12 protein-coding genes and 1 tRNA gene are annotated in these 11,572 nt (G+C 69.3%); 8 read left to right on the top strand and 5 right to left on the bottom strand.

The window, feature by feature from the left end; translation table 11 throughout:
• Nucleotides 1-4: 4 nt before the first annotated feature.
• Together AA0005_RS01530 and AA0005_RS01525 are read right to left on the bottom strand one after the other, a co-directional pair.
• The gene (locus AA0005_RS01530; protein WP_413451672.1) at nt 5-493 is read right to left on the bottom strand and encodes an FHA domain-containing protein; all 489 of its coding nucleotides are present in this window, start codon (nt 491-493) and stop codon (nt 5-7) included.
• A 3-nt stretch (nt 494-496) separates the two neighbouring features.
• A complete protein-coding gene (locus tag AA0005_RS01525) occupies nt 497-1,204 on the bottom strand; it encodes an FhaA domain-containing protein (RefSeq protein WP_413451671.1) in 708 nt (235 codons plus the stop codon).
• A 173-nt stretch (nt 1,205-1,377) separates the two neighbouring features.
• On the opposite strand from AA0005_RS01525, the gene AA0005_RS01520 reads away from it, so the two are divergent.
• The 5 genes from AA0005_RS01520 (at nt 1,378) to AA0005_RS01500 (ending at nt 5,190) form a co-directional block, all read left to right on the top strand.
• Nucleotides 1,378-1,461, top strand: a tRNA-Leu gene (locus AA0005_RS01520).
• Nucleotides 1,462-2,236: 775 nt separating this feature from the next.
• Nucleotides 2,237-2,530, top strand: coding sequence for a hypothetical protein (locus tag AA0005_RS01515; protein ID WP_413451670.1), 294 nt, complete (start codon nt 2,237-2,239; stop codon nt 2,528-2,530).
• Nucleotides 2,531-2,544: 14 nt separating this feature from the next.
• The gene (locus AA0005_RS01510) at nt 2,545-3,339 is read left to right on the top strand and encodes an ATP-binding cassette domain-containing protein (protein ID WP_413451669.1); all 795 of its coding nucleotides are present in this window, start codon (nt 2,545-2,547) and stop codon (nt 3,337-3,339) included.
• Entirely contained in the window at nt 3,326-4,588 is a 1,263-nt protein-coding gene (locus AA0005_RS01505; RefSeq protein ID WP_413451668.1) for a hypothetical protein, read from the top strand. Before AA0005_RS01510 ends, AA0005_RS01505 begins: the two co-directional genes overlap by 14 nt.
• Nucleotides 4,585-5,190, top strand: coding sequence for a hypothetical protein (locus tag AA0005_RS01500; RefSeq protein WP_413451667.1), 606 nt, complete (start codon nt 4,585-4,587; stop codon nt 5,188-5,190). The genes AA0005_RS01505 and AA0005_RS01500 overlap by 4 nt, the downstream gene beginning before the upstream one ends.
• A 145-nt stretch (nt 5,191-5,335) precedes the next feature.
• On the opposite strand, the gene AA0005_RS01495 is transcribed toward AA0005_RS01500, so the two are convergent.
• The 3 genes from AA0005_RS01495 to AA0005_RS01485 all read right to left on the bottom strand — a co-directional run bounded on the left by AA0005_RS01495 (nt 5,336) and on the right by AA0005_RS01485 (nt 8,096).
• Complete coding sequence (locus AA0005_RS01495) at nt 5,336-5,653, bottom strand: hypothetical protein (protein WP_413451666.1); 318 nt, start codon at nt 5,651-5,653, stop codon at nt 5,336-5,338.
• A gap of 600 nt (nt 5,654-6,253) precedes the next feature.
• Entirely contained in the window at nt 6,254-6,679 is a 426-nt protein-coding gene (locus AA0005_RS01490; protein ID WP_413451665.1) for a hypothetical protein, read from the bottom strand.
• 115 nt (nt 6,680-6,794) lie between these two features.
• Nucleotides 6,795-8,096 (bottom strand): hypothetical protein, encoded by a 1,302-nt coding sequence (locus AA0005_RS01485; protein ID WP_413451664.1) that lies wholly within the window; start codon nt 8,094-8,096, stop codon nt 6,795-6,797.
• A gap of 730 nt (nt 8,097-8,826) precedes the next feature.
• On the opposite strand from AA0005_RS01485, the gene AA0005_RS01480 reads away from it, so the two are divergent.
• From AA0005_RS01480 to AA0005_RS01470, 3 genes are all read left to right on the top strand, one after another.
• Nucleotides 8,827-9,402 carry a hypothetical protein gene (locus AA0005_RS01480; RefSeq protein WP_413451663.1) on the top strand — a complete coding sequence of 192 codons (576 nt, stop codon included), beginning with the start codon at nt 8,827-8,829 and terminating at the stop codon, nt 9,400-9,402.
• 553 nt (nt 9,403-9,955) lie between these two features.
• Complete coding sequence (locus AA0005_RS01475) at nt 9,956-11,065, top strand: hypothetical protein (protein WP_413451662.1); 1,110 nt, start codon at nt 9,956-9,958, stop codon at nt 11,063-11,065.
• 29 nt (nt 11,066-11,094) lie between these two features.
• Nucleotides 11,095-11,559, top strand: coding sequence for a PPOX class F420-dependent oxidoreductase (locus AA0005_RS01470; protein WP_413451661.1), 465 nt, complete (start codon nt 11,095-11,097; stop codon nt 11,557-11,559).
• The last annotated feature ends 13 nt before the right edge of the window (nt 11,560-11,572 follow it).

Here is an 11,572-nt window from a genome sequence, read left to right as displayed (position 1 = left end):
GGGCTCAGCGCTGCAGCTCGATGACGGTCTGCCCGACGCGCACCGGGGTGCCGGCGGCGAGCTGCACGGGCTGGGTCAGGCGCTGGTCTCCCACGAAGGTGCCGTTGGTGGAGCCGAGGTCCTCCACCCACCAGACGTCGTCCTGGGGGTAGAAGCGGGCGTGCCGGCCCGAGGAGTAGTCGTCGTCGAGGACGAGGGTGGAGCTCGGGGCGCGGCCGACGACGATCGCCGAGGGGCCCAGCGGCATGGTCGTGCCGGTGAGGGGACCCTGGGTGACGACCAGGCGGGTGGGGGTGGAGCGGGCCGGGCGCTTGGGGGCGGCGGGTGCCGGGCGGCGGCCGCGCTGCTGCTTGCCGCGCTGGCCGGCGCGGGCGCGGCGGGTGATCTGGGTGCCGAAGATGTCGCGGCGCAGCACGGCCAGCGCCCCGAGGACGAAGACCCAGAGCAGCACGAGGAAGCTCAGGCGCAGCAGGGTGACAGCCAGCTCGGTCATGGGTCAGCCGCCCGCCTCGTCGTCGGCGCCGTTCCAGAACATGATCCGGGTGCGGCCGATGGTGATCGTGTTGCCGTCGAGCAGGGTGGCCGCCTGGATGCGGTGGCCCTCGACGAAGGTGCCGTTGGTGGAGCCCAGGTCCGTGGCGACGGTCCCGTTCGGGGTGACTCGCAGCTCGAGGTGGCGGCGGGAGACGCCGGTGTCGTCGACGACGACGTCCGCCTCGGTCCCGCGGCCGAGCACCGTGACCGGGCCGGTGAGGAGGTAGCGCTGCCCGTCGATGTCGATGATGGGGTGGCGGGCCGAGGCCGCCGTCGACGTCGCCGGGGCGGTCGAGCCGCGGCGGGTGGCGGAGGTGACGGTCAGGCGCCCGGTGGAGACGGACTCGTCGGTCTCAAAGCGCACCCGCACGGGGCCGACGAAGGCGTACTGCTGGGAGTCGGCGTGGGCGGTCGCGGCCGCGACCATCTCCTCGGCAAGTGCCTCGGCGCCCCAGTCGTCCACGCGCTCGCGGTCGGAGGGGCTGAGGAGGACCGTGAACTCGTTGGGCACGACGGTGCGGTCGCGGGACACGGCGGCAGCACGGTCGTCCATGTCGCGGCGGATCGCGCTGGCGATCTCCACCGGCTTGACCTCGCTGCGGAACGCCTTGGCGAACACGTTGTTCACCGCGTTCTCGACCTTCTTCTCGAAGCGATCGAGCGCTCCCATCGGCACACCTCCTCCCATGATCCCCCTGATCGTAACGATTGTGCATCGCCCCTGACGCATCGGCGGCTCGATCCGGCGGGGCGGAGGGGCCCTCCTGTGAGACCGCTCTCCATGCGGGCGACGGCGTCGTCGGCCAGCGCGGCCGCGTGCTAATCTCGTCCTCGCTGTACGACGCGCGAGTGGCGGAATAGGCAGACGCGCACGGTTCAGGTCCGTGTGCCCGAAAGGGCGTGGGGGTTCAACTCCCCCCTCGCGCACAGCAGAAGACCCGCAGGATGCCAACGAAAAGTTGGGGCCCTGCGGGTCTTTTTTCGTCCCCATGTGACGTCCCATGTGACCAACTGTCTCGGTGGGGACCTCAGAGTGGCTGGCAGCCCTTGGGTGAGTCTTTGTGCCTCTGACCTGCGGGTATATACGCGTCGCTACGGTGACGGATGTACGGGGCGAGGAGATACAAGGAGAAGCACGTTGAACACGGCAGGATCGGCACCGAGCACCCCCACCAGCGGCAGCAAGGTGACAACCATGAACGACGCCATCGCGAGTACGCGCGCGACCCTTAACCTCGGAGAGGTCGCAGACATCCTCCAGGTGCACCGCCGGTCCGTATCGCGGGGGATCGAGGACGGGGATGATCCCCTACATCCGTCTCGGTAGGCGCGTTCTGGTGCCCCGGCTCCCCTTCCTGGCGATGCTCGGAGCCACCGAGGACGGTGTGGGAGCAGTGGCGTGAGTGCACGCCGACAAACGCGGCGAGGGCGCATCAGGGCGGGGCGGTTCAGCGGCGAGGTCGCTGCGGTCGGGCTCCGCTCGACCTTGAAGTCGTACCGATGTCCCTTTTGGGTATTGACACGAAGGTTGCTGACTGCCACGTTGTCCCCGACAACCGAACAGTTGGGGGGCCACGATGAAGTGGCAGCGAATTTTGAGAGTCGCAGTAGCGACTGGGGCGATGGTGGTGGCGGGTGTTGGCGTAGGGATGGAGTTGCGGCTACAGCCAGGGTCTCGGGTAAGAACTTCCACACCTCGATCATGACCGTCCGTGACCGCAGCTCGAGCGACGGGCGGGCCGTGTACGGGAAGGTGACCGGGCAGCGTTACGACCAGCTCGTGCAGCGCAGGCCCGGGGGAAGCTACAAGTACTACGCCTGGGTCGGTGTCGGGCAGCAGCAGACTGACCGCACGACGAGCTCGCTCAGCACGGGGGTGGCGGTGTCATGGACTCCGCGCAAGCACTACGGGCTGAGGACTCACACGAACGTGTGCGTCGACATTCGGCTGCGGCCGGATAACTGCGCCGGCACCTATCGCTCGACGGTGTACTAACCGGTGCCTTCCACGTGAAGATCGCAGCGGAGGGCCTGACGTTTCGATACGGGCGCCATGAAGCGTTACGTGGCGTGTCGGGCGAATGGGGTACCGGGGTTATTGGCGCTCTCGGTGTGAACGGTGCCGGAAAAACGACACTCCTGCGCATTCTTGCGGGCATCGCTCCCCCGTCGGGAGGGCGGTTGACCGTCGATGGTGTCCCCGTCGTTTCCCGTGCGGACAGGTCCCGGCTGCGCGGCCGGGTCGGGTACCTGCCGCAGTCGCCTCGATGGTTGCCGGAGCTCACTGTCACCGAGTTCGTCACGTACTTCGGCAAGCTCCGTATCGGTCGCCACGGGGTGGACGAGGCGGTTTCCCGGGCGGTGACAGCCGTGGGGCTCGAGGACAGTCGTGACGTCCAGCTCGGGCACCTGTCCGGCGGGCAGCGGCAGCGTGCGTTCATCGCGCAGACGATCGTGCACAGCCCGCAGATCCTGATCCTGGATGAACCGAGCGCCGGCCTCGACCCCCGGCAGAGGGTCCGCCTGCGAGAGTTGCTGGCGGGGTTGGCGGCGGAGCGGCTGGTGCTCGTCTCGACACACGTGGTGGAGGACCTGCAGCAGTTGGCCTCCCGGATTCTCATCCTCGATGAGGGTCGAGCCCTGTGGCAGGGGTCGTTCGCGGACCTGCAGGAGTGGGGCAGGAGGGACGGGCAGGGCCACCATGCTCTCGCTTCGGACGCGGAGGCCGGGTTCCTGTCGCTGATCGGTGGCACGGCGCCTGCGCGTGCCGGACTGGACGAGACTGATGGTGTTGTCGGTTTCTGACGAGGCGGACGTGAGCGTGCGCCGTCACGGCTGGATCTGGCGTCCGGCCGCGTGGTACCTCGGTCCCGTGACCGTCATCGTTGCGGCCATCAGCTTGTTCGGGCGTCCGGAGTTCACGCTCTCGGCGGTGTGGGCGGTCGACGCTGCCCTCACGTCGATCTACGTGCTCTGGCCGATCGCGCTCGGGGCGTCCGCGGTTCCGGTCATCCGGTTGCGGCGCACCGCGTCCTTCTCCCTTCTCGAGGCGTTACCGACTGGGGCTCAGTGGCGTGCGTTGGTCATGAGCGCGGCGTGGCCGGGGATCTGGATCTGCGCCGGTCTGCTCGCAGGAACGGTGCTGGCCCTTGGGGTGGCCGCGTGGAACGGTTCACCACCGAACTGGCGGGCGATCGCTCCTGTGGCTCCGGCGTTGACCGGCACCATGGCGATGAGCGCCCTGGGTGGGGCGTGTGCTGCGAGAGTGCCGGGCTGGCTTGTGCCGCCGGTCCTCACCGTCGCGGGGTTCGCGTGCCTGGTGTTCGACGTCGGCGGCGCCCGTGTGCTGACTGACTGGGTGGGCGCTACCGGCTCGGTGATCGTGGCGATGCATCTGCGGCCCGGGGTGCTTCTGGGCCTGTGCGCCGCTTTCGCCGCGCTGGTGGTCGCGGGTCTGGCGATCTCAGGGGCGCTGACCACGGGTCTGCGTCGCTGGTGGGCCGTCGGCGTCACGGCCGGTGTCGCGGCCGTCCTCATCCTCGCTGGGGCCGACCTTCGAGCGCCTCGCATGTGGGCGGACGATTCGACCTGGCCGTGCACGCCTGTCCCTGCAACTGACACCGAGGTGTGCCTGCCGTCGGACCAGCGTGCGATGACCGATGCGGTGAGCCAGGCGCTGTCCCCGACGGCTGCCCGGCTGGCCGAGCTGGACCCGGCGATGTCGACGGCACGGTTCTCTCCCAGCGCCGCGATGGTGGACGCTGGCGGGGCGCGGCGGACTGTGTGGATCACGTTGCCGATCGGCCGCCCTGGGGACGCGACGCGGGAGCTGGTACCGGCGGTAACGGACGGGCTGGCTGTGTGCTGGGGGCCAAATGCCACCGCGGCTGAGGACGCGCAGATGGCTCGTGAGATGGTCGTGCTGCAGTGGTGGCTGGCGCCGGAGCTCGTTCCCGATACGGGGGTGCTCGAGGCGTACGGCATCGCCGAGAGGGCGCCCACCCGTGAGGAAGCTGGGCGGGCGTACTCGGTCCTGACCGAGTGCGATCGATGACGACGACGCTGCGGCTGTTCGCGCGTTCCCGCGGGGGCACGGTCAGGCTGGGGGTCCTCGCCCTGCTGGCGGCTCTCCCTATCCTGTTGGCGCCGGTTTCCTACCTTGGCGTGCCTGTTCGGGACGCGGCCGCGTCGATCTTCCTGAATGCGGCTCTGCTGGGTGGGACGGTCATCGTCTTCCCTCTCGGTGCACCGTGGGTCGAGCTGGACGAGTCGTTGCCGGACCGGCCGCTGCGGGACCTGAGGCTGACGTGGTTCGTGACCGTGACGCTGACGGTGGTCCTTGTCGGTGCGGTGGCCGTGGCTGTCCGGCAGGACGCGGGACTGCTCCTGCCGTTCTATGCCAGGAACGTGCTTCTCGGCGTCGGTATCGGGGCGCTCAGCGTCTGCCTGTTGCCGCGCACGATCGCCTGGTTGCCGGTGACGGCGTACGCGATGGTCTGCTGGGTCTGGGGGACGCAGGATCAGCTCGGGACCGCCCGGGCGTGGGCCTTGCCCAACTACGAGTTGTCGTCCCCGGTGCCCCTTGTGGTGGCGGTGTGCCTGTGGGCTGCGACGGCCGTCATGTACTCCTACAGGGACGGTCGCCAGGTCCCCTGAGCCGCCAGGCACCCGAGGATTCCTCGAGGGGGCGGCGAGCGATGATTAGGCGAGGACGGGCAGCAGGCCGGCCGCGAGGAGGGCTGCGATGAGGACGGTGACGGTGATGCGGGTGGTGCGCTTGGACATGGTGGTGAACCGTTCGCTAGCGGTGGCGGTTGGCGGTGTTGAGTCGTTCGGCGAGGGTGCGGGCTTGGCGGGGGCCGAGCTGGTTGAGGCGCCTGTCGCCGTTGAGGTTGAGGTCGGTGAGGAGCCTGCTGGTGCTGGCCTGACCGAGTCCGGCCAGTGCGTTGAGGACTGTGCGTAGGCGCATGCGTCCGAGGTCGGGGTTGGTTCGCCGGTAGGTGGTGAGGAGGGCGAGGGTGTCGGTGTTGGGGGTGTGCGCGAGCCGTAGTTTGATGTCGCGGCGGCGCGCGTAGGCGGCTCGGGCTGCGGCGGTGAGTTCGGCCTCAGGGAGGGGCACTGGTCCCAGCGTCCTGCGACCTGCGGGTGTGGGCATGGTTCTGTCCTCGTGGTGGGCGCGGCGTTGGGGGTTAGGGCTGGTCCCACCAGTCGACGAGGCGCTTGCGGGTTGTCGTCTTCACGGAGTGTGTGCCTTTCTGGGGTGTGGAGGGGCGGGCTACTCGTCCCGTTCAACTCCCCCCTCGCGCACAGAAGACCCGCAGGATCCTCTACGAGAGGTTGGGACCTGCGGGTCTTCTCTATGTGACGTTCCATGACTAGCTGTCTCGGAGCGGACCCCAGGCGGCTGGCGGCTCAATGGACGAGGCTCTCGGGCCAGAACTCGGCGAGGTGCCACTCGGCGACCTCGAGGACGCTGAGGTCTGGTTGCTGCCACGTCCGCGTGCGCTGACTCGCACGCGGTACCGGCCGGGCGCGGCCGCGACGAGTATCGGGTCGTGGAACCCCCAGGCCGTCGGGGCGGTCGGGACGAGGGACTCGTGCACCGTCATGGTGACCTCTTCGTGTTCCTCCAGGGGTGCCAGGTGCAGCTGGTCACTGTGGTTCATCCGCACCCGGGGTCTTACGCGGAACGGGTCTCTTGAAGGACCGCGTTGGCAGGTCACCAGTCGTCGCCGCACTCCTCTCCGGGAGGCATCAGGGTGATCGACCACGTGAGGTCGACTGATCCCTGATGGCCGTTCCCGTCTCGATACGTGAGGGTCGGTGCGGTGACCGGCGACTGTGTTGCGGCGTCTGTCCGGAGCACCATCACCAGTTGGTCTGTCACGCCGGGCTCGATCTGGCGGGAGCCCTCCCCTTCGGGCAGTTGGTCACCGCTGAGCACCCCGCCCGACCAGTCGAGCGGGAAGATGGCCCACTCGACCACTTCGATCTCTGGCGTCGGGATGTCGACGTCCTGAACGTCGACCGGATCGCCTGATGTGTTGGTGAGCTCTTCCCAGCCGATGGTTGCTAGGCCTTCGGTGTCAGTGACGGCGCACAACTCACCAGACCCGCTGTCGGTCACGGCTAAGGCGTCGGCCACGGATGAGGTGTTGGACCCTGCCGGTTGTGTGCATCCAGCAACTGTGAGGCATAGGCAGGCCGCCAGGAACAGGCCCATCGAGCTGCGGCTTGAGGAAGTCGGGATCACCGGAGCCTCAGGGCTTGACGACGATGCGAGCGGGGAAGTTGCCGGGGTAGGTGTTCGTCCCGCAGAAGTTCCGCTTCGCGGTCGCGGTGATGTTCAGGACTTCGTTGTTGGAGTATCCGGCCCGGCTGGTGACGTTGAACCCCACGATGCTCGAGATCTTCAACCCGGCGTTCCACGTCGTCGCTGCGTTCTTGTTGAGCCGGACGCCGGCGCCCTTCTCGTAGGGCCTGCAGTAGGTGGCGGTGGGTGCCGATGCGGCTCCGCTGGTCGCGCCTCCTTCGTGCATGTAGGCCCTGATGGTGTGGTACGTCGAGCAGGCTCCGTACTCGCACAGGGTGTTCTTGTACTTGGCGGTCGAGTAGTAGGTGCCCAGGACCCAGTTACCCGCGGTGTTGCGAGGACCCCACGATGTCGTGATGCCCATGGAGCGCGAGACCGTCCCTCCTGCGTTCCAGCCTCGGCCCATGTTGATCGCGGTTCCGAAGCTGCCGTTGGCTGAGGTGGTGGTGCTGAACTTGGCGGTGTAGCCGTTGGTGGTGGCGTGGATGCTGCCGACGTAGGTGGGGATGCGCTTGTAGGTGGCGACTCTGGTGCTCGAGAGGCCGTCGACCGTGGCGGACGGGGACGCGTCGGAGAGTGAGCGGGCCCCGGCTGACGTGGCGACCGCCTGGGAGTCGTCGGCGACGCCCACGAGTGACATCTGGATATGTGGGACACCGGCGGCGTCGACGGTGACTTCCTGGGCGGGGAGAGCGGCAGCGGCAGCGGGAGCGGCGGCGGCGTCAGGGACGGTGAGAGGTCCCGCGGGGGGATTGCCCGGCCTCACGAGGACACGTTCGGGAACCATGTCGGTGGTCGCCGTGTTGTCGGAGTCGGTGGCCGGCTGGGTGAGCTCGGGTGCGATCTCGAGGTCACCGGTCACGTCGTTGTAGACCATGGTGGTCTCGAAGACGGAAAGCTCCCCGCCTGGCTCGCCGGCGATGACGGCGACGTCCACCCTGCTGGACTGTGCGGGCAGGGCGGTGGGGTCCACGGCCGACTGAGGCAGTGAGAAGCGACCGGATGCGTCGGTGCGCACGGTCGCGGCCCGGTTCGCTACGACGGCGGGGCCGGTGGTCTGGGCCTGGGTCGCCTCGGTCTCGGGTTGCAGGATGAAGAGCCGCACCGGCACGTTCGACGGGACCTCAGGTCCAGCTACGGAGCCGCTGAGGATCACGTCGGCCGGTGGGGTCGTTGCCGCGGTCGTTGCCGTTGCGGGAAGGATGGAAGCGGACAATACGGTCGCCCCCGCCAGAATCGAAACGAACATGCTTTTTCGCATGGAACCGTCCCCTTTGATTCGCGGCCACATGGTTTGACCGTCGTTCGTGAAACGTAGCGATCAGCAGAGGTGCGCACCATCATTCAAAAGGATGACCGCAACCGCTTTTCACCTGATCACGGGGTCGTTTCGCCCACGCGGATGGTCGGGCCGCTTGGACCGTGACCGACCCTGGAGGGTCAAGCGGGGGCTGGTCGCGGCGGCAGACGGCCTACCACCAGGCGTCGGGGTGCTCCGCCTCGTGGGGATCGGCGTTGGGGTCGGGCAGGTACTGCGAGGAGGTGGCGTGCCTTGTACCGGGGGTGTCGGGGACGGTGTGGGCACCGGTGATGACGTACCCGACGGCCTTGTCGACGAGGGCACGGTCCAGGCGGCGAGCTGGTAGCCGCGCGCGAGCGTGAACCGGACGAGTTCGATGTCGAGAGCGTTGACGGTTCTGGGCTCGAACTTCCGTTGTTTCCTTGGTCCCGACTCGTGATCAGGCACCGAGACGTTTCGTATACCGTCCCCAAGGGCGCTCCACCCGCATCCCCCTGCAAGTCCTGCGGTACAGACGCGTCCCTACGCCTGTTAGTTCCAGTCCGGTACGGTCGGGCACTCAACGACGACGGGCGGGGGCTGGAATCGGATGATGAGACGTCGGGCGCCTGTCCGATCCTGTGCGGATGCCAAAGCGCGGACGACCGAGACCTCGGCGAGGCGAGGTCGAGGCCGCCAGTTGGCCCGGCTGGCCGTTGGTGCCGTCTCGGCCGTCGCGTTGGGGGCGTGCAGCATCGGCGCGGGCGCACGCGCGCGCGACTACGCGATCTCGCACCTCATGTTCCAGCGCGAAGGCACTGTTGAGTGCCTTGAGCGGTTTCTGGCCGCATACCCCGGCGACCCGGGCTTTGTTGATTACCTTGAGACGGTCGAAGGGTCTCGGTGTCCCGATGTGCGGATTCTCAACAAGGACGACGCACAGCTCGAGATGTGGACCGAGCAGCCCGTAGGAGGCTGGCGGGAATTCAAGCCGGGAGAACCACGATCGTGGTTCACGGCAGCCACCCAGGAGGGCGACACGGTTGAGATCGCCGTGACTAGCGTCGGCGGTGGCGATGGCGGCAACGTCGAGAACTTCCCGGTTCGGAGAACCGTCGCAGCTTGCTGGACCTTGGTGGCCGATCTGTCGACACGGACTGCGGAAGCGGTCGATGGTGGAGAGTGCCATGAAGCAGTGATGTGGCCTGACACCGAGATCATGGACTGGGAGGACGTCCGGCGAAAGTACGCAGAGAACGTCGAACAGAGCGACTGACGTGCTGCACCGTCGAGACAGGGATCCACGACCACCTCCGATCGCCCGGCCACTGAGGTCCCGCCGTTCTCGCGTTCCGTGGTTCACACGGTCGCGCCGCTCAACTTCCCGGCATGCCCGTCGATGGGATGGGCAAGGGCGCGGACCCACCGTGCCACCGAGGACGCCGCTGAGGAGCCGGACGATGAGGCGAACGCGTCACTACTTGACCCTGATCGCCCCCGACCCCGACCTCGACGCGTTCCTCGCTCGTCGGGACGCCGCGCCGAACGGCGATGCCCGCGCTGAGCGTGCTGCGACAGTCCCCGACGAGGTCTCCCGGCGCCTGCGTCTTCCCCCAGCGCAGGCCCGGGACGACCGCGGCGGCCTCACGACGGCGCCGATGGCCGTGGGTCGCCCTTCCTGATCATCGGTCGCCCTTTCCTGCGCCTCGCCGGGTTCAGAAGGTGCGACGCATCGCACGCGGGCGGCGCGTACCCCTTGAACACCCGTCCTGCCTTGCCGATAGGGCAGGGTGGGGGCGTACCCCCACCCTGCCTTCCTGGAGCCCGCCGTGATCAGTGTCAGCGCGTGGTCGAGCAGATGGGCCGCCGGCACGGCCGCCCTCCTGCTCGTCGGCGGCAGCGCGCTGCCCGGAGTCAAGCTCCTCGCCGAGGACCCGGATCCTCGGCACACCGCAGAGCAGCCGCCGCCTGGTGAGGACCCCACCGAGCAGCCCACGGATCCCGTGACCGACCCGGCCGAGCCGGTGCTCGTCGTCGTGCCCGAGTACGAGGCCACCGAGGTCGACGGCGTGCCGGGCTTCCTCCTCCCCGCGGGCGCGGGCGGCTTCACCTGGCTCGTCGACGGGGTCGCGGTCGACGAGATGCCCGACGCCGCCCGGCTCGTCGAGTCGCCCGAGGGCGACCGGTACGAGCTGAACCCGGCCGTGCTGGGCACGGACGTCGGCCGGGTCGTCCTCGCCGTCGTCGCCGATCCCGGCCACGCCCTCCTCGACGACGAGGGCTCCACCAGCCAGGTCCGCTACGTCCTCGACCCGCGCGTGCCGGTCGAGCCGGTCCTGCCCACCGCCGTCGACGGCGTGGGACGGGAGGACGCCGTCGTCGTGCCCGACGTCGCCACCCAGCTCGTGCGCGACGACGCGGGCGAGGTCGTGGAGCCCGGGACCCACCCGGTGACGGCCGCGTACGTCGACGGCGTCGCCACCGTCACGCTGACGGTCGCGGCCACCGAGGGGCACCGGCTCGAGGTCGACGGCGCACCGGTCGAGACCGTGCCCGGCGCTGGTGGCAGCTGGCCGGTCACGCTCGAGCTCACCGACGTGCCGGCCGAGGAGGTGCCGGTGGAGGAGGGCCCCGACGTGGAGGATCCGGTGGTCCCGCGGCCCGCCCCGCCTGCCCCCGAGGCCACCGAGCCGGGGCCGGCGCCGGCGGAGGAGGCGGCCCAGCAGCCCGACGAGACGCTCGACATCGCCGCACCGGTCGTGACGCTCCCGCGGCCCACCCGGCCGCCGGAGCCGGCGGCCGTGGACCCGGCGCGCGTCGAGGCCGAGGACGTCGAGCAGCCCGACGAGCGTGGACCGGAGGGCCTGGGGCTCATGGTCATCCTCGGCGGGCTCCTCCTCGGCGGCGGGTGGCTCGTGTTCGGGACGCGCGGGGAGTAGCCCGCCGGCCCGGCGCCTACGATGACCGCATGCCGCGCATCGCCACCGCCGACCGGGTCACCCGCGAGCAGCTCCTCGCCTTCGTCAAGGACCGGCACCACCTCGTCCTGCTCACCACGCGCAGCGACGGCCGCCCGCAGCTCTCCCCCGTGTCCGGTGGCGTCGACACCGAGGGCCGGATCGTCATCTCGACCTACCCGGACCGCGCCAAGGCGCTGAACCTGCGCCGTAACCCCGCCGCGTCGGTACTCGTGCTCTCCGACGACTGGGACGACGCCTGGGTCCAGGTCGACGGCACCGCCGAGGTCCTCGACATGCCCGAGGCCGAGGACGCCCTCGTCGAGTACTACCGCTGCATCGCCGGGGAGCACCCGGACTGGGAGGAGTACCGCGCGGCCATGCGCCGGCAGGGCAAGTCGCTGCTGCGCATCACCGTCACCGGCTGGGGCCCCGTCGCCACGGGCGGCTTCCCGCCCGACCGCGCCCCCGCCTGAGCCCGACAGGGAG

This window comes from Georgenia phoenicis, assembly GCF_047302425.1.
Lineage (GTDB): Bacteria > Actinomycetota > Actinomycetes > Actinomycetales > Actinomycetaceae > Oceanitalea.
The sequence above is the reverse complement of the archived record's forward strand: the minus strand, read 5'-3'. Positions and strand labels throughout refer to the sequence as shown.

Bases quoted from the DNA above. Each gene is read 5' to 3' on its own strand.
- AA0005_RS01515 (WP_413451670.1), top strand. From the start codon at position 2,237: ATGACCGTCCGTGACCGCAGCTCGAGCGACGGGCGGGCCGTGTACGGG.
- AA0005_RS01525 (WP_413451671.1), bottom strand. From the start codon at position 1,204: ATGGGAGCGCTCGATCGCTTCGAGAAGAAGGTCGAGAACGCGGTGAAC.
- AA0005_RS01485 (WP_413451664.1), bottom strand. From the start codon at position 8,096: ATGTTCGTTTCGATTCTGGCGGGGGCGACCGTATTGTCCGCTTCCATC.
- AA0005_RS01470 (WP_413451661.1), top strand. From the start codon at position 11,095: ATGCCGCGCATCGCCACCGCCGACCGGGTCACCCGCGAGCAGCTCCTC.
- AA0005_RS01500 (WP_413451667.1), top strand. From the start codon at position 4,585: ATGACGACGACGCTGCGGCTGTTCGCGCGTTCCCGCGGGGGCACGGTC.
- AA0005_RS01530 (WP_413451672.1), bottom strand. From the start codon at position 493: ATGACCGAGCTGGCTGTCACCCTGCTGCGCCTGAGCTTCCTCGTGCTG.